Origin of the sequence: Aeromicrobium sp. CF3.5 (assembly GCF_051262695.1) — a bacterium.
Classification (GTDB): domain Bacteria; phylum Actinomycetota; class Actinomycetes; order Propionibacteriales; family Nocardioidaceae; genus Aeromicrobium.
The window spans coordinates 130174-151326 of the sequence record NZ_JBIMEZ010000006.1 but is presented as its reverse complement, the minus strand read 5'-3'; the positions used below and the strand labels follow the sequence as shown (position 1 = coordinate 151326).

Annotated in this window: 14 protein-coding genes; 5 read left to right on the top strand and 9 right to left on the bottom strand. The window is 66.9% G+C overall.

Annotated features, from left to right (window positions below):
* Nucleotides 1–40 precede the first annotated feature (40 nt).
* From rpsA to ACHAA3_RS12405, 3 genes are all read right to left on the bottom strand, one after another.
* Nucleotides 41–1522, bottom strand: coding sequence for a 30S ribosomal protein S1 (gene rpsA, locus ACHAA3_RS12415; protein ID WP_435709335.1), 1482 nt, complete (start codon nucleotides 1520–1522; stop codon nucleotides 41–43).
* Nucleotides 1523–1720: 198 nt separating this feature from the next.
* Nucleotides 1721–2974: a M18 family aminopeptidase gene (locus ACHAA3_RS12410; protein ID WP_435709334.1), complete on the bottom strand. Its 1254-nt coding sequence runs from the start codon at nucleotides 2972–2974 to the stop codon at nucleotides 1721–1723.
* Between the two features lie 78 nt (nucleotides 2975–3052).
* On the bottom strand, nucleotides 3053–4045 hold the full coding sequence (locus ACHAA3_RS12405) for a DUF3068 domain-containing protein (protein ID WP_435709333.1): 993 nt from the start codon (nucleotides 4043–4045) through the stop codon (nucleotides 3053–3055).
* Nucleotides 4046–4134: 89 nt separating this feature from the next.
* Between ACHAA3_RS12405 and ACHAA3_RS12400 the strand changes: the two genes are divergently transcribed.
* Nucleotides 4135–5937 (top strand): hypothetical protein, encoded by a 1803-nt coding sequence (locus tag ACHAA3_RS12400; RefSeq protein ID WP_435709332.1) that lies wholly within the window; start codon nucleotides 4135–4137, stop codon nucleotides 5935–5937.
* Nucleotides 5934–7130 (top strand): acyltransferase family protein, encoded by a 1197-nt coding sequence (locus ACHAA3_RS12395; protein WP_435709331.1) that lies wholly within the window; start codon nucleotides 5934–5936, stop codon nucleotides 7128–7130. The genes ACHAA3_RS12400 and ACHAA3_RS12395 overlap by 4 nt, the downstream gene beginning before the upstream one ends.
* Here ACHAA3_RS12395 and ACHAA3_RS12390 read toward each other — a convergent pair.
* Both ACHAA3_RS12390 and ACHAA3_RS12385 read right to left on the bottom strand, forming a co-directional pair.
* Nucleotides 7037–11119 (bottom strand): alpha-(1->3)-arabinofuranosyltransferase, encoded by a 4083-nt coding sequence (locus ACHAA3_RS12390; protein ID WP_435709330.1) that lies wholly within the window; start codon nucleotides 11117–11119, stop codon nucleotides 7037–7039. The genes ACHAA3_RS12395 and ACHAA3_RS12390 overlap by 94 nt on opposite strands.
* Nucleotides 11038–11772: a class I SAM-dependent methyltransferase gene (locus ACHAA3_RS12385; protein ID WP_435709329.1), complete on the bottom strand. Its 735-nt coding sequence runs from the start codon at nucleotides 11770–11772 to the stop codon at nucleotides 11038–11040. Before ACHAA3_RS12385 ends, ACHAA3_RS12390 begins: the two co-directional genes overlap by 82 nt.
* Nucleotides 11773–11915: 143 nt before the next feature.
* Here ACHAA3_RS12385 and ACHAA3_RS12380 point away from each other — a divergent pair, with 143 nt between their 5' ends.
* Nucleotides 11916–13001, top strand: coding sequence for a glycosyltransferase family 4 protein (locus ACHAA3_RS12380; RefSeq protein ID WP_435709328.1), 1086 nt, complete (start codon nucleotides 11916–11918; stop codon nucleotides 12999–13001).
* Nucleotides 13002–13071: 70 nt separating this feature from the next.
* Here ACHAA3_RS12380 and ACHAA3_RS12375 read toward each other — a convergent pair whose 3' ends face one another.
* Nucleotides 13072–13218 carry a hypothetical protein gene (locus ACHAA3_RS12375; RefSeq protein ID WP_435709327.1) on the bottom strand — a complete coding sequence of 49 codons (147 nt, stop codon included), beginning with the start codon at nucleotides 13216–13218 and terminating at the stop codon, nucleotides 13072–13074.
* Nucleotides 13219–13262: 44 nt separating this feature from the next.
* Complete coding sequence (locus tag ACHAA3_RS12370) at nucleotides 13263–14960, bottom strand: hypothetical protein (RefSeq protein WP_435709326.1); 1698 nt, start codon at nucleotides 14958–14960, stop codon at nucleotides 13263–13265.
* A 59-nt stretch (nucleotides 14961–15019) separates the two neighbouring features.
* On the opposite strand from ACHAA3_RS12370, the gene ACHAA3_RS12365 reads away from it, so the two are divergent.
* Nucleotides 15020–16270, top strand: a complete 1251-nt coding sequence (locus tag ACHAA3_RS12365) for an oligosaccharide flippase family protein (RefSeq protein ID WP_435709325.1) — start codon at nucleotides 15020–15022, stop codon at nucleotides 16268–16270.
* Here ACHAA3_RS12365 and polA read toward each other — a convergent pair.
* Nucleotides 16211–18880, bottom strand: coding sequence for a DNA polymerase I (gene polA, locus ACHAA3_RS12360; RefSeq protein ID WP_435709324.1), 2670 nt, complete (start codon nucleotides 18878–18880; stop codon nucleotides 16211–16213). The two genes, ACHAA3_RS12365 and polA, sit on opposite strands and share 60 nt — an antisense overlap.
* A 71-nt stretch (nucleotides 18881–18951) precedes the next feature.
* Nucleotides 18952–19563, bottom strand: a complete 612-nt coding sequence (locus ACHAA3_RS12355; protein WP_435709323.1) for an N-acetyltransferase family protein — start codon at nucleotides 19561–19563, stop codon at nucleotides 18952–18954.
* Nucleotides 19564–19728: 165 nt separating this feature from the next.
* Between ACHAA3_RS12355 and ACHAA3_RS12350 the strand changes: the two genes are divergently transcribed.
* On the top strand, nucleotides 19729–21153 hold the full coding sequence (locus tag ACHAA3_RS12350; RefSeq protein WP_435709322.1) for an ABC transporter permease subunit: 1425 nt from the start codon (nucleotides 19729–19731) through the stop codon (nucleotides 21151–21153).

The window sequence follows — 21153 nt, the reverse complement described above, 5'->3', positions numbered from 1 at the left end:
CCGGGGGTGCTGTCGTGGTGCGGGTCGAGCTGGTGACTACTTACTCGCCACCGGTGAGCTTCTCGCGCAGCGCCTGCAGCGCCTCGTCGGAGGCCAGTGAGCCCTCCTGCACTGGGGCTTCGCCGCCGGTGCTCTCCGAGGACGGTGCAGAGCTGTCGGAGGAGTAGTTCGACGCCTCGGCAGCCTCGATGCCGGCCTTCTCGGCATCCTCGATCTGCTTCTTGTGCGCCTCCCAGCGCTCGTGGGCCTCGGCGTACTGCTTCTCCCACGTGGCGCGGGCCTCGTCGAAGCCGTCCTGCCACTCGCCGGTCTCGGGATCGAAACCGTCGGGGTAGATGTAGTTGCCGGCCTCGTCGTAGGACGAGGTCATGCCGTAGAGCGTCGGGTCGAAGTCGTCGCCGACTGCGGCCTCGGTCTCGTTGGCCTGCTTGAGCGACAGCGAGATGCGACGACGCTCCAGGTCGATGTCGATGATCTTGACCATGACCGAGTCGCCGATCTGGACGACCTGCTCGGGGATCTCGACGTGACGCTCGGCGAGCTCGGAGATGTGCACCAGGCCCTCGATGCCCTCCTCGACGCGAACGAACGCACCGAAGGGGACGAGCTTGGTGGACTTGCCGGGAACGATCTGGCCGATCTGGTGCGTACGGGCGAAGTGCTGCCACGGGTCTTCCTGCGTCGCCTTGAGCGACAGCGACACGCGCTCGCGCTCCATGTCGACGTCGAGAACCTCGACGGTGACCTCGTCGCCGACCTGCACGACCTCGTTGGGGTGATCGATGTGCTTCCAGGACAGCTCGGACACGTGGACCAGGCCGTCGACGCCGCCGAGATCGACGAACGCACCGAAGTTGACGATCGAGGAGATGACGCCCTTGCGCACCTGCCCCTTCTGCAGCTCGTTGAGGAAGTTCTGGCGCACGGCCGACTGGGTCTGCTCGAGCCAGGCACGGCGCGACAGGACCACGTTGTTGCGGTTCTTGTCGAGCTCGATGATCTTGGCCTCGATCTTCTGACCGATGTACGGGTCGAGGTCGCGGACGCGACGCATCTCGACCAGCGACGCGGGCAGGAAGCCACGCAGACCGATGTCCATGATCAGGCCGCCCTTGACGACCTCGATGACGGTGCCTTCGACGACGCCGTCCTCAGCCTTGATCTTCTCGATGTCGCCCCAGGCGCGCTCGTACTGGGCGCGCTTCTTGGACAAGATGAGACGGCCTTCCTTGTCCTCCTTCTGGAGGACGAGGGCCTCGACCGCGTCACCGAGGGCAACGACGTCATTGGGATCGACGTCGTGCTTGATCGAGAGCTCGCGGGAGGGGATGACACCTTCGGTCTTGTAGCCGATGTCGAGGAGAACCTCGTCACGATCGACCTTGACGATGATGCCTTCGACGATGTCGCCGTCGTTGAAGTACTTGATGGTCTTGTCGATAGCGGCGAGGAAGTCCTCTTCGCTGCCGATGTCGTTGACCGCAACCTGCGGGGCCGCAGATGGAGTTGCGATGCTTGTCATATAGGGATTGCTCCGATGGATGGGTGACGTTGGACGGGCGCGCCGAGGCCAGTTGTCCGTACGAGCGGTTCGACCCCGGTGAAGGGACCAGATCCGAGCACGAGCCCACGCCTGCTCTGTCCGAGACGCGAGCAAGCCGTCAGCGCGTGACAATCTTACGCGCCCGCGACGTCAGCGGACCCGCCGGGGTGCGCCGGTTCAGGTCGTCGGGGACAAGAAGGCAGCGAGGGCGCGGGTGTACAGATCGACGTCGTCGCTGCCCATCACCTCACGCGCCGAGTGCATGGCCAGCTGCGGAGCTCCGACATCGACGGTCAGCATGCCGGTCCTCGCCGCGCTCAGGGGCCCGATGGTCGATCCGCAGGGCAGGTCGGCGCGGTGCTCGTAACGCTGCAGGGGCACTCCGGCGGCGTCGCAGGCGCGTTGGAAGTGTGCTGCTCCGGCGGCGTCGGTGGCATATCGCAGGTTGACGTTGACCTTCAGGACCGGGCCGCCGCCCAGGGCGATCTGGTGCAGCGGTTCGTGGCGGTCGGCGTGGTTGGGGTGCGTCGCGTGCGCCATGTCGCCCGACGCGCACACCGACGCGGCGATCGCGCGGTGCAGCTCGTCGCGTCCTCCGCCGGCGGCCAGGACGGTGCGCTCGAGCACGGTCAGCAACAGGTCCGAACCTGCCCCGCGCTCCGACGTGCTGCCGATCTCCTCGTGGTCGAACAGGGCCAGCACGGTGGCGACCCCGTCGACGGGTTCGGCCGACAGCAGGGCCTGCAGACCTGAGAAGCAGGTGCCCTGGTTGTCGAGGCGTCCGGCGGAGACGAACTCCTCGCGAGCCCCGATCAGGGCGCTGGGCGTGACGTCGTGGGTCATCAGCTCGAAGCCGAGCACGTCGTCGGCCCTGACCTCGGACTTCTCGGCAATCCAGTCCATGAAGCGACCAGAGCCGGTGTTCCAGATGGCGTTGAGGTGGCGCTGCGGGTCGACCTCGATGCTCTTCTTCTCCGCGGACAGGTGGATCGCGAGCTGCGGCACCCGCAGCACCGGCTCGTCGATGTGCACCAGCTTGAGGCTGCCGTCACGCAGGGCGAGTCGTCCGGCGATGCCGAGGTCACGGTCGAGCCACGAATGGATCCACGCTCCCCCGTACGGCTCGAGGGCCACGACACCCAGGCCGCCCGCCTCGACGTCGTGGTGCTGCTTGAGACGCAGGTTGGGGCTGTCGGTGTGGCCACCGACGACGCGGAATCGGACGTCGGCTCCGGGCGCCGCCTCGGTGTTCCACGCGACCAAGGATCCGCCACGGATCACGAACCACTTGCCGGGCCCTGTCGGCCACGGCGCCGTCTCGTCGACCTTGGTCCAGCCCGCCGCGCCGAGCCGCTCGGCTGCAGTGGCGCAGACGTGGAACGGGGTCGGCGAGTGGTCGACGAAGGTGCACAGGTCGGCGGCCGCAGTCATTGGTTCAGCCTAGACGTCACCTGACATGACGACGGGGCCGCCGACCGAGTGGTCGACGGCCCCGGGCCAAGGATCAGCTCAGACGTGCGCAGGAGCGTCGTCTGCCGTCGTGTCTCGCGAACGGCCTCGAAGTGCAATGCCGATCAGGATCAGGACCAGTCCGACGATCCCACCGAAGATCGGGAAGGTCGTGTGGACCGCGGCCAGCAGCGATGACGTTCCCGCATACTCGTCGACCGTGGCCTGCACGTTCTCGTCGGTGTAGCCCAAGGTGGCCGCCGTCGTGGTGAGCTTGCGCTCGCCGTCGAGCTCGAGATACCCGTCCTGGGACTCTCCGCCTCGAATGATGACGCCGGTGACCGGCTCCACCAAGAAGGTGCGGACGTTGGAGTAGATACGGTCGGTCACGACCGTGCCACCGTCCTCGCCGACGAGATCGCCCGGCACCGCGGTGGTGCCGACCTTGGTGGGCTCGATGACCTGCTCGAACTCGTAGACATCGAGATCGTTGATGGTGGTCTCACCCTTGTACTCGGCCGGCGTGGCCTTCTTGAGCGAGCCGTCCCAGAACATGTAGTCCTTCTTCTGGGTGTCGAACGGGAACTTGAAGTACTGGCCCTGGAAGTTTCCGCGCTTCTTCTCGCCACCGGTCTCTGTGCGCGTCTGGTTCCAGTCGACAGCCTCGCCGGTTGTCGCGTCGAACGCGACGATGTCGGCCGTGCCGCTCAGGGGCGTCTCGCCGCTGCCGCAGTCAAAGTCTGGCGCGGCAGTGCAGCTGAACGTGCGCCACACGGCGATGTCACGACCGAGATCCTCGCTCGCCTCCTCGCTGAGATCGACGTCACCGCTGACGACACGGGTCGACTTCAGCGGCCCCTCGATGACGGCTGGACCCGCTCCGACGTCCAGATACTCTGCGTCCTCGCCCTGCGCAGTCGCCGAGATGCTGGTCGTTTGGTTGTTGTCCGGCACGACGGCCAGTCGGTCATACATGTAGAACCGTGATGCCACGGCCAGCACCAGCAAGAAGGCGCCCAATACGAGCGCCACCGTTCCCAATTTCCTGCTCACTCCAGGCTCCCTCCGCCAATGTGATCTCGCGTAGGTTACCAGCCCGTAGGGTCACGACATGTCACCGAAACATGGGAGGATATGACCTCGTGAGCGCCACCCAAGTTCGTTCGGCCGCGCGCCCTGTCGAGCAGGTGCGAGCTGCGGCTGCGGTCATCGTGATTTCAGGTCTCGCGTGGCGAGTCTGGGCCGCATGGAACGGGTGGTTCTATGCCGACGACTTCTTGCTTGTTCAACGCGCTCGCGACATGGGATTCACCGTCGATATGCTGATGACGCCCAATGACAGCCAACTGATGCCCTTGGGCATGGTGGTGGCCTGGCTGGTGGGGCTTCCAGCCGGTCTGACGTGGTGGCCCGCGGCCCTGTCACTCATTGTCATGCAGACAGCGGCCCTCGGCGCCTGCTGGGCCATGCTGAGCACCGTCTTTGGTGAGCGCTGGGCCACGCTCGTTCCCCTGGGACTGTTCGCCTTTTCGCCGATGGCGATGGACAACTCCCTGTGGTGGGCGGCGTCGCTCAACGGACTTCCTGCGCAGGCTGCGTTCTTCCTGCTGGTACTCGCGGTAGTCCAGTGGTCGCGAGAACGGAGAGTCCGCTGGGCGGTCCTGGCGTCCTTCGCATTCGCCCTCGCAGCGCTGAGTGGCCCGAGGGGTCTGTTGGTCGCAATCCCCATCGGCATCCTCACCATCGGACTGCTCACTCCGTCCGGGCACTGGCGAACACTGCCACGCCGGCTGTTCAGCACCCACTGGCCGATCATTGCGCCTCCGGCCGTGCTGGGAGCCATGTATCTACTGGTCTATCGCAGCGTTGCTCCGGCACCACTGTCGACATCGACCGACGCCCAGCACGGCAAGGTTCTCTGGAATCTGATCGTCGAGAGCTGGGCGCCGTCGTTGCTGGGTGGCCCCGTGTGGTGGAACGTTGTCGCCGACCCGATCTCCGTGCCCTCCGCGCCGCGTGTGATCGCCGTGACTGCGGCATTCATCGTGGTGACGCTCATGCTGCTCCTCGTGTTCCGCGGTGGCAGGACCGGCCGCGTCGCAGTGGCCATGATGACTGCGCAACTCATGGCCACCTATGTCGCCATCGACTTCGGTCGCGCGCTCCAGCTCGGCCCGGACGCAGCACTCAACACCCGCTACTATCCCGACGTTCTGGCCGTGACTGTCGTTGCCTTGGCGTTCGCCGTGATGGGGCGCGCCGAAAGTCGTCCTGCCACCACCATCGGTACCTCGATGATCGTTTCCCGACGCGGTCAAGCAATCGTGGGGACGTCTGCCGTCGTGTTCGCTACGTCCTTGGTCAGCGTCGTCACCTTCACGCTCCCCTGGCACCGCGACTTTCCGGCTCACAGGTTCGTCGACAATGCCGTCACCAGCCTTCAGGCACAACCCCGGCCGGTAGCCGATGTCGAAGTACCGGAACTGGTCCAGCTTCCGATCCACTTCCCCGAAAACCTCGTGTCCCGACTTCTGGCGCCCTATCCTGATGTGGTCGATCCGCGCACGGAAGGCAACGACCTGTTCGCGCTAGGCCCAGATGGGACAGCAGGACCGGCCCTCGTCAATGGCGCAACGAGCGACCCCGGCCCCGAGCTCGGTTGCGGTTGGCGAATCGACAACGCAGAGGTCCGCATCGCCATGGATCGAAATGACATGAATCTGTTCCCGTGGACAACCATCAACTACGCCGCGAGTGGCGATGGTCGAGCCGTCGTGACGTTCGACGACCGCAAGCCATTTGAGATCGACCTGCTCGCAGGCGCGCACACGTGGTTCGTCCGCGGGGATGGCGCCTATTCGACACTGACCATCCGCACGCTCGAGCCGGGGACCGTCGCCTGCGTCGATGGTGTGCGATCCGGCAGATTGGACGTTTCCCCGTGAGCGACATCGATCGCGAGACTTCCACTGCATTGCCACGCCTTCCCGCGCTGGACACACTGCGCGGTCTGGCGTCGCTTGCTGTGGTCATCACGCATGTCGCCTTCTGGGCCGGTTACTACGACGCTGGCTTGTTGGGCGCCGTGGCCCAGCGGCTGGAGGTGGGGGTCGCCATCTTCTTCGTCCTCTCGGGATACCTCCTCTCCTACCCGCGCTTCGCCGCCGCCCGGTGCGGGGTTCCCGCCGAACGACTTGCGACCTATGCGAGCAAGCGAGTTCTTCGGGTTCTTCCCGTTTACTGGGTGACTGTCGTGCTCGCCATGGTGTTGGTAGATCTGAATCAGGACCGCGACTGGCAGACGTGGTTGGACAACTTGCTGATGATCCAGCTCTACCGGGACACGATCTTTCCCGAGGGCCTGAGCCAGATGTGGAGCCTCGCCACGGAAGCGGCCTTCTACCTCGTGCTGCCCGCACTCACGATGGCACTGACCTGTCGGCGATTCAGCCGCCGCTCAGCGCAGCTGATCCTCCTCACGCTCATGGCTGCCGCCTCCATCGTTTGGGCCGGCCTCGCCGCGGGCCCGTTCGCCGACCTGGGAAGCTGGACCACCTTGGCCCTTCCTAGCTACCTGTGCTGGTTCGCTGCAGGCATGGCGATCGCTGTGGTGCATGTCGAGCTTCGTCTGGGCGACGGAACGTGGTGGCCTGTGGTGTGGTGCCGCGCCGCCGCCGAAACGCCAGGGGCCTGCTGGCTGGTTGCCGCCGCGCTCGTCGTCGTTCAGAGCACACCACTGGGTGGGGCAGCCGGCCTCTTCGCTCGCACTTCGAGCGAATCGGTCCTCCGAGCTGTGTTGTACCTCGTGGTGGCGGTGGCCGTGATGCTCCCCGCAGTCTTTGGTGCGGCGGACACCCCACACGGACGTGTGATGGCATGGGCACCGCTGCGGCACCTGGGCCGCATCTCCTACAGCCTGTTCTGCTGTCACGTGATCGTGCTCGCCGTCCTCTTCCAGTCGACCAGCTGGGTGATCTTCGACGAGAACGTGGTTCTCGTCTTCGTGGTCGTCCTCGCCATCAGTCTTGCAGTCGCCGAGATTCTCTACCGCGCGGTCGAACGGCCCTTCCTGCGACGCAAACCCAAGGGGCCAGCAGCCACGAGAACTGATCCCACGCCGAGCCAGGCGAGCAACTGAGGTAGAACTCGGTCACCAGCCCAGGTATCGAACGAGCCCCACGGTGCGAAGGCGTACAGGAGCACGGCTCCTCCCCCCATCACTGCGGCAATGATCGCTGGCGCCGTCGACACCCGGCGTCGTACCACCTCGAGACTGACCGCGGCGATGAGGACAGCCAGCATCGCGACCCACCCAGCCACGATCATCGCGGCAACGAGTCCGCACGCGACCAGCGTCCTGGAGCGCCTGCTCGGCTTCTCCTCGGCTGCATCAGCGCCCGTGAATCGCCCACGATTCGGCAAGGCTGCAACCAGTGGCACGACAAGAAGATAGAGGGCACCTACGAGGAGACTCGCTCGATAGGTCGAGCCGGGCCCAAAATTGATCGAGGCATCTGCAGCAGCGTCCCGATCAGGAGCCAACCACCCTTGACGCCAACCATCGAGGACAACGGGTGTCAGCATCTCGCCGTTGGAATCACTCGCCTCCCATCCGGGGTTGGTGTTCATCGTGGTTGCCAGCACGGTCTCCGGCCCAGCTGAGGTGGATGCGATGGTCGTTTGCCGCAGCACGACGTCGAGAGGACGCACACCGACTCCCGCGTCGGCCCGAACACGATGTGTGCCCTCCGTGAGACGGACGGCCGGTTCATCGCACCAGTCGATTGCCACGGGCTCGCCCGCGACGAGCGTTGCGACCGTTGTGTTCAGGCTTCCAGGAAATGTCCGCCCATCAATGGTCACGGAGGGACCTTCGCGACAGCTCAGTTGGACAGGTTGATTGGCCGAAAGGTCCGCGAACCCGTCCAAGCCCGGAATCGACACCTCTGCGAGTCCGAGCGGAAGCGCCGAGATCGCGCCGGAAAAGTCCACCGAGCTTCGCCGTGCGCCGGCCAGAAGATGGATCTCCACCGAGTCGGTGCGGACAGGGTCGAATCGCACCCGCCCGTCGATGATGGGCGTCTCGACCTCCTCTCCGGTCCCGAACACCAGACGCACGGAGCGGGGCGACGATGCCGCGAATGTCGACGGGGTGGGCATCGATATCTCGGAGACCTGTCGCGGGTCGACCCACCTGAGCGTCACGGTGGGGTCAACGTCCTCGGCTGCAGCGACCCAACCGGCTCGTGTCGTGCCGTCGACCAGCGCGAGTGCTCCACCGAGCACCGATGTCGACTGCTGTGAACTCACCTCGATGGTCGAGAGACGACCTCGTTGGAGTAGGGCGTCAAGGTCCGGGCCCGCATCCGCCACAACACGCGCCGCGGCTGCGAATGACGCGGATCCCGACAGAGGAACTTCGCGGTCGAGCGTTCGTCCGTCCTCGACGGGGCGGACGAACGCATCCGAACAGCGGCGAAGTTGAGCCAGCGTCAAGCAGCCGTCGTTACGGCCCGCTTCTGTCTGGAGCAACACCTGGTCCGGAACCGGCCACGACTCAGGCAGGGTCGGGAGCTGCAACGGTCTCGACAGGGCGATCTGATCCAAGCTGACTTCGCTGATGGCGATGTCAGCTTGCGGAGTGCGCACGGCTTCGATGCGCACGTGGCGAACCGATCCCAAGCGAACTGTTGAGGCGCGCCCACCCTGCGCCGTGATGGACTGCACGCCGTCCTCGGTCAGGACGCGAAGCTCTCTTGTCTGATCGCGAGGCAGATCCAACGTGATAGTCGCTTCTCCCACGTCGCGCATCCGGCCGAGATCGAGGTCGATCCATGCCTCCCGATCCTGGGCTTCGTTCGGACGCCATGCGGTTCGCGGGTCTCCGTCGAACGCCGCCCAAGGCGATGCTGATTGATCGATGACCGGGCGGGCTCCGGCGTCTGATCGAGATGATGACGCCGTCAGCGATCTCGCGCCGCGCAGATGCGGCACGCTGCTCCACCGGTCGATGGTCTCCTCGTCGTAGCGGTGCACCTCTCGATCCGCACGGTAGGGCTCCTGCGGTGTGAGGGAAGCCGACCGATTGCGCCGGACCTGGGCGAACGCCACTTCTTGTCGCCGATTTCCGTCGGTCAGAATCACAGGGCCGCGCGGCGGGTCCAAGGCGTCAGGTCCCAGGATGCTCGGCCCCTTCGCGATCGCGTCCAGTTCGTCGAGCTTCAACAGTGATCCCGCATCTCCCACCACCGTCGGCACCCGATCGTCCGACTGCAAGGTTGTCGCCATGACGGGGGCGTTCAGTGAGAAGACCTCGATGGCAGGTCGCTGCGCCTGGCGCCCCTGGTCCACGAAGACGGTCTGCCCGTCCTCCCCGATCAACGAAGAGCCCCCGCCCACCGTCGGTCCAAAGGATGCGACCTGCTGCATCCCGGGAATTGACATCAGCGTGGCCCTCACCGTCTCCGGCGACTCCGCCTCGAGACCGCCGCGATCGAGGTCGTGCCGCAACACGATGGTGCCAGCACCGGCACGACGCAGAAGACCAGCGAGTTCCGATGAACCCCGGCCCGTGCCCAGCTCGGCGGTCAACGTGTCGAGCATGTCGATGTTTGAGCCCGGAGCCAGGGGAATGACGTTCCGAACTGCCCAAGGACTGTCCAGGAGGGGCTGGAGCGGCTCATCGTTCGTGCGACCCCACACGTATCGGCCGAAGGTGGACGCAGGAGTCAGCAGAGCACGCCCATTCGAGTTGTCCTCCAACCAGGCGGACGCCTCTTGCCAGTAGCCGGGGATCGCCGTGAAGCTCCCCTGCGGAGCCACACGGGCGGTCCAGGCAGGGCTGGTCGAGCCGGCCACCGCGACGAGAGCGAGGGTCATGGCTCCGAGCGCAGTCGCGGTTCGGACGCGCGTCAGAGCCGTCAGGGCATGGCACAGGCCAACGATCAGAGGAACTCGGACCAGCACGTCGAACTTGTGTGCGTTCCGCAACGGCGCCAACGGACCATCGAGCAGCGTTCGCAGCGTCTCGGACCCCAGTCCGGGTGTGGATCCTGCGTGACCGAGCGTCACCAGCACGAGCCCGACGAGCATGGACGGAACGAGAAACCGCCGCCATGGCAGGTCTGCCCGTGCCAGTCCGTAGAGACCGAATGCGACGAGCACAGCGCCGTTGAGGATCAGCAATGGTTCGGAGATCAACAGGCGGCCAGCCTCAGAGCTGGGGTCGACATACGGCACCCAATTCGAAGTCCCACGCAGCGCGTCAACAGTGGTTGACGGAAAGGCCGTGTTCGAGATCGACTCGATGTAGTCCAGGAAGGGCGGGCTATACCGTCCCAGCAGGAGCAGGGGCAGGAGCCACCATGCCGTGGCCAGCAGGACTAACGGTGGCCACCACCGTCGCAGGGAGCGACGACGCGGTCCCGGCGGTGCGACGACGAGCCACCACACGGCCATGGGGATCACCGCGAAGGTTGCCACCGCGTTGACGCCACCGACACACGCCACCGCGATCGCGCTGAGGGCAGCGCCGCGTCTCGGATCGCCGCGGCGCACCGCAATGATCAGGGGTATCAGCACCCATGGCGCGAGGGCGCTGGGCCACACCTCGATTGATGACGGCCCCAGCACCGTCAAGAATCTCGGAGACAGCGCGAAGGCCAAGCCCGCCACGATGCGGGTCCACGAAGTACCGACACCCAGCAGGCTGAGCAGCTTGACCATGCCCAGAAATGCCACGACGAGGATCAACGACCACCACAGCCGCTGCACGACCCACTCAGGTAGATCGATGACCGTTCCGAGCCAGAAGAACGGACCCATCGGAAACAGGTAGCCGTAGGCCTGATTCTGCACCTGACCGAAGGCCCCGTTGGGGTCCCACAGGTGTAGCGCTCGCTCCAGGAAGGCCCCGGGTGCGACCACGAGATCGAGCTTGGTGTCGCCCACGATTCGACCGGGCGCCTGTATGAAAGCAAGTGCAACGAGGAACAGCGACCATGCACCCAGCCGGATGCGCCAGGGTGTGATGCGGGGTGGAACGGCTACCTCTTGCGCAAGACGATCGCGAGATTCCACGTCACCACCTCCCGGAGGCCCGGGACGCGCAGGATCCACCACGACCATCGAGGTAGATAGCGCGGCACGACTGCCACGACCTCGGCTTCGGCGACCTGGCGAGCCCAGCGCTGTCCGGCAGCAGTGGTGACGGCGAACAGGGAGGTGCCGAAGTCGTTCTTGGGACGGTGTCCGTGACGACGTGCGTACCTCTCAGCGGCTCGATGACCTCCCAGGAAGTGCCATGGTGCCGTCTCGTGACCGCCCCAGGGGCCCCACCACACCGTGTAGGAGATGAAGATAAGTCCTCCGGGCCGGGTCACTCGGACCATTTCCTGAGCCATCTGCCAGGGCTCCGGAACATGCTCGAGCACATTCGACGAATACGCGACGTCGAAGCTCTCGTCGCCAAACGGCAGAGCCATCCCACTGCCGAGAACGGTTCCAGATTCTGGATCACCGCGACCTGCAAGCTCGCCCAGGTCTGCGTCGAGCGCTGTGTACCGCGCGCCCGCGCCTCGGAATGCCGCAGAGAAGTACCCCGGTCCGCCCCCGACGTCGAGCACCCAGGTATCCGCAAGATCCACGTACGATGAGACCTGCGCGACCGAGTCAGCGGCAAGGGTGCCGTAGAAGTGGTCCGGGGCGGTCTGCTCGAGTCGAAAGGCCTGCAGGAGTCCCCACGACCGTCGCAGGCTGGCGCGGAACATCGTCGATGGCACCAGCGCACCGTACTCCAGTCCTGGACCAACCTTGACGTACTATCTGTCAACTGCGTTGAGGGACGCGGCCGCCGGTTGAAACCCCGGCGTCAACGAGTCGCTGCGGCGACTCTGAGGGAGGTACCGGCGCGAGTCGGGGCGACGTGCACATTCTCTTCTGCAACTGGCGCGACACGCGCAACCCCGAGGGCGGTGGGTCTGAGGTCTACGTGGAGAAGATGGCCGCAGGTCTCATTGACCGGGGCCATCGCGTGACCATCGCGTGCGCCCGTCACGCTGGCGCACCCGATGACGAGGTGGTCGACGGGATCCGGTTCGTCCGGTGCGGCAGCAAGCTGGACATCTACCTGACCACCGCGGCCCGACTGCTCCTGCGGCGATATGGCCGGGTCGACCTGGTCGTCGACGTGCAGAACGGTCTACCGTTCTTCACACGGCTCGTCACCCGGCGCCGGGTCGTGGTGCTGGTGCATCACGTCCACCGCGAGCAGTGGCCGGTCGTCTATCCGGGACTCACCGGTCGGGTCGGTTGGTGGATTGAGAGCTTCGTGGCACCTCGGTTGTACAGCCGGAGCCGCTACGTCACCGTGTCGGAGGCCAGTCAGTACGAGCTCACCGAGCTCGGCGTCGATCGTGAGCGCATCACGGTCGTGCACAACGGAAACTCGCCTGCTCCGCGCGTCACCGTGAAGCGTTCGGCCTCACCCCGCTTGTGTGTGCTGGGCCGCCTCGTTCCGCACAAGCAGGTTGAGCATGCGATCGACGCGCTGGTCGCCGTGCGCCGCAGATATCCGGACGCTGAGCTCGACATCGTCGGATCTGGTTGGTGGGATGAAGAGCTTCGTGCCTACGCGAGAGCGGCGGGCGTCAGCAACGCAGTCATCTTCCACGGATTCGTCGACGACGTGCGAAAGCACGAGCTCCTGGCGCACGCCTGGGTCATGGTGCTGCCCTCGTTGAAGGAAGGGTGGGGGCTGGTCGTCGGGGAGGCAGGCGCCCATCGAACTCCGACCGTGGCCTACTCAACTGCAGGCGGGACAACCGAGTCGATCGACCACAAGGAGTCCGGAGTGCTCGTGGACGATCACGCCGCGCTCATCGCATCCGTGTGCGAGCTCATTGCGGACGACCCGTGGCGGACACTCCTGGGTGAGGGCGCGCTCGCCAAGTCCCACTCATTCTCCTGGGCGTCGTCCCAGGAGCAGTTCGCGCACGTGCTCGAGACGTGACGCGCAGCCGCTGAGAAGAACGACGAAAAGCCCGAGATCGTAGCGATCTCGGGCCTTTCGTACTACTAGGTCAGTTGTTGCCGTAGCTCACGGTGGTCGCGTCGACCTGCTCGGTCCCGGCGCTCTGCTGAGCCTGCACGACGCCAACTGCGGTCGCAGCTGCGAGTCCGCATCCGGCGACGAACGCGACGACTCCGACGATCAATGATGATGTCACTGTGTGTCCTCCCTCAAGGCAGGCTCATCGTACCAGTGATCGGGTCACCTGGTGGCGCGACGCGACATCGCCACGACGTGAGATCCGAGAGCAGCCAGGAGGGCTGCGCTCGCCAGGATCCACGCCGCAACAACTGCACCCCGCTCCCCCGCCCCAGGAGAGTCGGCCTCAGCATCGCCGGCAGCAAACAGGACAAGATCGCCATGGGTGGCGACCAGCTGCAGACGCGCAACCGTGTCGAGTGCACCGATGGCCTGCGCGGCTGACGTGTCGACCAGGACCAGACCGATCCCGCGTTGTCGAAGAAGCTCGGGTTGGACGCGGCCGGAGGACAACGCGCCGAAGAGGTCGTCGACGCGTGGGTCCTCACCGCGGATGGTGAGACCCGAGACCACGAGGTCGTCGTTGACGACCGTGGTGCGGTCGAAGAACCGGCCTGCCGGATCCAGCACCGCCCGTCCTCCGTTGAACTCCGGCGCGCGATACGGAGCGAACGGCAACACCAGGAGATCTCCGGCCACATCGTTGCTTGCGATCTCCTCACGCATCTGTGACCAGGAAGCCGGGTACTGCACGGGGTCCAGCCGGCCGGAGACGCCGAGCGCCAGATCGGGAAGGCTCGCGATCGGCAGGAACACCAGAAGTCCCGCCACGAATCGGCTGGTCAGCTGCGATGGAATCGCTTCTGAGATCCGTGCGGCACCATGCGCGAGCGCCATGGCGCTGAAGGGCGCCAGCAGAGCCAGGAACCGGGTGCCGTCTCGCACCAGGCCACCTGCGGGCACCAACTCGACCCACCACTGCACGAAGCCTGGGAGAACCCATCCTGCGACCGCCACTGCCAGGCCCACAACCGCTAGCACCGCGAGCCGCATTCGCTCACCGCGGCCGTCACCGGGCCAGCACCGCACGCCGAGCGCCATCACCGCCCAGCCGACCAGCACCAACAGAGCCGTCGTCCACAACCCTCGCGACGCCGGCACCACGTCTCCGTTCCAGATTCCTCCCAACGACAACGCCGACCACAGCCGGCCGAGAGGTCCATCGCTCTGCAGCGAGAACGCCACCGCCCCGGCCGGATCGGAGCGCGTTCCGGCAGGGCTGAGCAGACCGGCCACGATCCACGGCGCATTCACCGCCCCCGCCAGGGCGGTCAGCCGAACGGGCCCGTGGCGCCCACCCACGATCCACGCCGTCAGCAGCCCGAGGACTCCCCCGACGGGCGTCAGTGCCAAGGCCGCCAGCGCGAGGGTGGCAGGACCCCAACGAGCGCGCTTAGATCGCAGCGCGCAGATCAGCCACGGCAACGCGGCATAGCCGAGGAGTAGCGGCCACTGACCGAGAACCAGCCGCTCGGCCACGAACGGGTTCCACACGTAGAACGTCGCTGCCACCAGACGTGCGGGGAGTCGCAGGGTCGGCACGAGTCGTGCTGCGCCCACCGCCCCGATCACGAAGACGGCACCCAGCACGACCCGTTGGACCACAGCAGCCGGGACGACCGACCCCAAGAGCGCCACGACGGCATCGGACGGCACGGCACGAGGCAGAGCACTGCCCAGCCCCCACGGTTCGAGCCGGTCCAGATCGAGGTGCGGAACCCACACCATGTCGTAGGTCAGCACATATCCGGGGCGAAGCAGCGGAGCGCAGATCATCAGCGCCAGCAGCAATCCCCACAGCCAGACCCTCCGGTCCGCGCCCGACCGCTCCGCGACTGCGTGACTGGTGGGTGCTGACACCGCGCTCCCCTTCTCCTGGCTGTGCTGCCCCGCGACCCAGGCCGGGCTAGGGTTCGTCCGTGAGGTCCGTCCGCGCCACGATGACAGGTGGCACGCTCGTCGCTGTCGGCATGGTCGGCATGAACGCAGCGATCTACGTGTTCAACATCGTCGCAGCCCGACGGTTGGAGGCCGAGGACTTCGGCGCGCTCACCGCCATGTTCAGCCTGGTCCTGGTCGGCAACGTGGCCGCTCTCGGCCTGCAGGCCGCGATTGCGCGTCGCATCTCGGTGGAGCCCGAGCATCGCGACGAGCTGGTGGACGCCACGATCGCCGTCGCTGTTCGGGTCGCGCTCGCCGTCGGCGCGTTCGTCGCCCTGACCTCGATCGTGCTGGCGCCGGCCCTCAAGCTGGACTCGGTCTGGCCCATCATCTTGTGCGGAGCCACGCTCGCACCGCTGACGATCATGGGCGCCCAGGCCGGCGTCGCGCAGGGCACGCAGCAGTGGAAGGTGCTCACCGCGATCTACGCCGGCAACGGCGTGGGTCGCATGCTCGGCGGCACGATCGCGATCATCATCGACCCGTCGGTCATCGCGGCCATGATCGGCATCGCGATCGGTTCGTGGCTGCCCGTGGCCGCCGGCTGGTCGATGCTGCGGCGCCGGTCCAGCGCCGACGGTGCCGCGCGCCGTCGGCCGCTGCTGCGCGAGGCAGCACTGGGCACCCACGCCCTGCTGGCCTACTTCGTGCTGAGCAACCTCGACGCCCTGATCGCCCGCAACTCCTTCGACGGGCGCGAGAGCGGTCTGTACGCGTCGGGACTGATCCTGGCCAAGGCCGCGCTGTTCTTCCCGCAGTTCGTGAGCGTGGTGGTGTTCCCCAACCTCGCCCGCGCCACCACGAGCGCCGCCAAGTGGCGTGCCGCTGCTCTGGTGGCCGGTTTTGGTGCCTGCGCCGTCATCGGCACCGCCGTGCTGCCCCAGCTGGCCCTGATCCTGGTCGGCGGCGACAAGTACGCCGACATCTCCGGCCGCCTGTGGCTGTTCGCGCTGGCCGGGTCGACGCTCGCCGTCGTCCACCTCTTGGTGTTCGACGCGCTGGCTCGCCACGCGCACGGCGTCACCCCGCTGCTGTGGGCTTCAGTGGCCGCCGTGATCGCGATCGCCTACGGACTCGACGTGCACATCACCGGACTGGTGCTCACGGTCTCGGGCGTCAGCACCGCCCTGGCGGTCACCTTGCTGCTCATGCCGCGCGGCGCCGGGACCTCAGTGGGCAGCGTCGTGCCAGGTGCGACCGGTGCCGACCGAGACGTCGAGCGGCACTGACAGGTCGGCCGCTCCGGCCATCTGCTCACGCACCAGCGCCTCGACCGTCTCGAGCTCGCCGGCCGCGACCTCGAGCACCAGCTCGTCGTGCACCTGCAGGAGCAGCCGCGACCTGAGCCGGGCGTCGACCAGGGCCTGCTGAACCCCCAGCATGGCGACCTTGATGATGTCGGCGGCCGAGCCCTGGATGGGCGCGTTGAGCGCCATGCGCTCGGCCATCTCGCGGCGCTGCCGGTTGTCGCTGGTGAGGTCGGGCAGGTGTCGACGTCGGCCGAGCATGGTGGCGGTGAAGCCGGTGGAGCGGGCCTCGTCGACCACGCCGCGCAGGTAGGCCTGGACACCGCCGAACGTCTCGAAGTAGTCGTCCATGAGACCCTGCGCCTCGCCGGTGGTGATGCCCAGCTGCTGGCTGAGGCCGTAGGAGCTGAGGCCGTACGCCAGGCCGTAGTTCATCGCCTTGATGCGCGCCCGCAGCTCGCCGTCGATGGCGCTGGCATCACGCTCGAACACCTTGGCGGCCATGACGGTGTGGAAGTCGTGACCCGATCGGAACGCCTCGATGAGGTCGGCGTCCTCGGACAGGTCGGCCATGATCCGCATCTCGATCTGGCTGTAGTCGGCCGTCAGGAGGGTCTCGTAGCCGTCGCCGACCACGAACGCCTCGCGGATGCGGCGACCCGACTCGGTGCGGACCGGGATGTTCTGCAAGTTGGGATCGGCTGAGCTGAGCCGCCCGGTGGCGGCGATGGTCTGGAAGTAGGTGGTGTGGATGCGGCCGTCGGGCGCCACCGTCTTCTGCAACCCCTCGACCGTCTGCCGCAGACGTGTGACGTCGCGATGGGCGAGCAGGTGCTGCAGGAACGGGTGCTCGGTCTTGACGAACAGGCCCTGCAGGGCCTCGGCGTCGGTGGTGTAACCGGTCTTGGTGCGCTTGGTCTTGGGCATGTCCAGCTGCTCGAACAGGACCTCCTGCAGCTGCTTGGGCGATCCGAGGTTGACCTCGCGGCCGATCACCGCGAACGCCTCGTCGGCGGCGTCGCGCATGGTCTGGCTGAACTCCTCGTGCAGCGCAGCGAGGTGGTCGCCGTCGACGCTGATGCCGGTGGCCTCCATGGTCTGCAGCACCGCGAGCAGGGGCAGCTCGACCTCACGCAGCAACGGCAGGGATTCTTGCTGGTCGAGCTCCTCGGCCAGCACGACCCAGAGGTCGAGGGCGGCCCGAGCCCGGTGCACCGCGATGTCGGCACCGCCGCCGGACTCGAGGGCGTCGTCGAGGGTCATCTGGCCCGAGTCCTCGGCCGACGCGAGCTCGCGGTGCAGGTACCGCACCGAGAGGTCGGCGAGGTCGTAGGCGCGCTGGTCAGGCTTGAGGAGATACGTGGCCAGCGAGGTGTCGGCGGCCAGACCGGCCAGCGACCATCCCTGGGCCGCGAGCGCGTGGGCCTGCCCTTTGGCGTCGTGCAGCACCTTGGGTCGGCTGGCGTCGGCGAGCCATGCCGCGAGGGCCGTGTCGTCGGCGGGGTCCAGCGCGGAGGGGTCGACCCACGCACCGCGACCATCGGCCGTGGCGATCGCGACACCGTCGGCGCGTGCACCCACCGGGCGCGTGACTCCGGTGACCTCCAGCCCGACCGTGTCGGTGCCCAACGTGTCGAGCCAGGCGGTGAGCTCGCCCGGAGCCGGACGCTCGATGACGACGTCGATGGCGGCTTCGGCCGAGGAGGACTCATCGCCGCCACCGAGGTAGTCGAAGAGACGCTCACGCAGAGCGGCGAACTCCAGCGCGTCGAACACGCTGTGGATGGCGTCCCGGTTCCACTCGGTGCTGAAGGCGAGATCGGAGACGGCGGCGGGCAGGTCGAGATCGCGGACCAGCGCGTTGATGCGCCGGTTGCGCAGGACGTCGTCGAGGTGGGCCCGCAACGACTCCCCCGCCTTGCCCGGAACCGCGTCGACGCCGGCCACGAGCGCGTCGAGCGTGCCGAACTGGGTGATCCACTTGGCCGCCGTCTTGGGGCCGACACCGGGCACGCCCGGCAGGTTGTCGCTGGTCTCACCGACCAGGGCTGCGAGGTCGGGGTAGTGGTCGGGGGTGACCGCGTACTTCTCCTCGACCGCGGCCGGGGTGAACCGCACCAGGTCCGACATGCCCTTGCGGGGATACAGCACCGTGGTGGTCTCGGTGACGAGCTGGAACGCGTCACGGTCGCCGGTGACGATCAGCGTCTGCATGCCCGCGGCCTCGGCCTGGGTGGCCAGGGTGCCGATGATGTCGTCGGCCTCGAAGCCGTCCTTCTCGAACGTGGTGACGCCGAGCGCCGCGCAGACGTCCTTGATCAGTGGGATCTGGCCGCTGAACTCCTCGGGACTCTTGGCACGCGTGCCCTTGTACTCGGCGTACTCCTCGGTGCGGAAGGTGCGCCGCGACACGTCGAAGGCCACGGCCACGTGGGTCGGCGCCTCGTCGCGCAGCACGTTGATGAGCATCGAGGTGAAGCCGAACACCGCATTGGTGTGCTGCCCCGTGGTGGTGGCGAAGTTGTCGACGGGCAGGGCGAAGAAGGCTCGGTAGGCCACGGAGTGACCGTCGATGAGCAGCAGGCGATCCACGTGACCGACCCTAGTCCCCCACACCGACAGCCCCGGGACAGGCAGATCGAGGCCGGGTGGATCGGCGAGGTTCAGATCTTGGCTGGACTGTCCTCGCCCTGACGCCGCCGCAGCGTCCGGCGCATCGCGATGAGCTTGCCCGTGTCGCGCGAGTGAGCTGTCTTGCCGCTGAGCCGCGACTGCAGACGGGTCGCCGCGATGGCACGGACGACCGCCACCTGGCTGAAGCCGAGCTTCGTCAGGTAGCGGTGGGGCTCGCGCGCATGAACCGGGATGGCCGCGACGACGACCTGGCAGTCGTGCTCCTCGCCGTACGCCGCGACCGACGACAGCAGGGTGGCCGCCACCGATCGGCGGCGGAACCTCGGGGACACCTGGATCTCGGTGACGAGCAGGACGCGGGCCAGGGTGATCGGCGTCAGCGTCGACAGGCTGCAGACGGTGGCGCCGACGATCTGTCCCTCGATCAGGGCCACGATCATGCGCCGGGTTGGATCCTGCATGTTCAGCGACAGGGCCGCTGCGGCCTCGGCCACCTGGGGATCGCGCCAAGACGCTGCGGGCAACAACGACTCGAGGTCGCCATCTCCGCCGTCTCGGCCGCACTCGTCCCACAGCCCGATCAACTCGGCTGCGTCCTCGACCACGGTATCTCTCACCACGATCTGCGAGCGCCCGGTCATGGTCGCTGACTTTACACAAGGTCGATGCGAGATCGACCCTCGTACCAACGAAACCGAACTGTTACCTGTCTGTGACCGATGTGGCCCCGGTGACTCCCCCGAGTCGTTATAGTCCCACAAGATCGGCTGCAACCCAGCCGGCGTCATCCCCTGACTGGAGTCGATGTGCACCTGCGACCCGCTGCGCTGATCTCGGTGGTCCTGGCCGGATTCATCCTGCTGGCCCCGACTGCCGCACTCGCCGACGACGCCACACCGGCGCCCACCGCGACAGCGCCCACCGACCCGGTCCCCACCGAGGCCGAACCCACCGGAGCGCCTGACGATCCCGATGCCCCGATCACCGGCACCGAGGTGCCGCCGGTCAGTGAGCCGCCGGATTCGGAGTACTACGTCTCGGTGCTGTTGATCAACAGCGCCGAGCGCGACGCCGAGGGCCAGGGCACTCCCCTGCCGGGCATCGGCCTCACGGTCGAGGACGAGGGCGGTGCCGAGGTCGGCGAGGGCATCAGCGGCGTCGAGGGACGTGCCTTCATCGCCATCCCCGGCAGCGGCGACTTCACCGTGGTGCTCGACCAGAACACGCTGCCCGACGGCATCGAGCTCAGCGACGAGGACACGGGCGAGCGCGACATCAACGTCTTCCTGTCCGGCGCGACCAACGTGCAGTTCCAGATCGGCGTCGAGGCCGTCGCGGAGACGCCGTTCTACCAGACGCTGGCGCAGTCGGTCGTCAACGGCCTCAAGTACGGCCTGATCATCGCGCTCGCCGGGCTGGGCCTGTCCCTGATCTTCGGCACCACGGGCCTGACCAACTTCGCCCACGGTGAGCTGATCACCTTCGGCGCGATCATGACCTACGCGTTCAACCGCGGGTTCGGGCTCCCGGTGCTCCTCGCCGGCGCCTGCGCCGTGGTCGCGGCGGCCCTCCTCGGCTACCTGCAGGACAAGGTGTTGTGGGCACCGCTGCGCAACACCGGCAAGGGCCTGATCGCGATGATGATCGTCTCGATCGGTCTGGCCCTGCTGGGTCGCAGCATCTTCCAGTACACCTTCGGCGGGTCCACCCGCACGCTGTCGCAGTACGTGGCCCAGTCGCCCATCTCCGTCGGTCCGGTCCTGATCGCTCCCAAGGAGCTCGCGATCATGGGCGTCTCGATCGTCGCCATCGTGATCGTCGTCGGCGGACTGGCCTTCACCCGACTCGGCAAGGCCATGCGCGCGGTGTCGGACAACCCGGCCCTCTCGGCATCGTCGGGCATGCGCGTCGATGGCGTCATCAACCGGGTCTGGATCCTGGGCACGGCCCTGACCGGCCTGTCCGGCGTGCTGCTGGCCGTCGACCGGCAGGTCAACTTCCAGATGGGCTTCAAGCTGCTGTTGCTGGTGTTCGCCGCCGTGACGCTCGGTGGACTCGGCACCATCTACGGCGCCCTCATCGGCTCGATCATCATCGGACTCGTGTCCGAGGTCGGCCCCGTGTTCGGTGTCCCCGCCTCGATCAAGGATGTTGGCCCGTTGCTGCTTCTGATCCTCATTCTCCTCGTCAGACCCCAGGGAATCCTGGGCCGAGCCGAACGCGTCGGATAG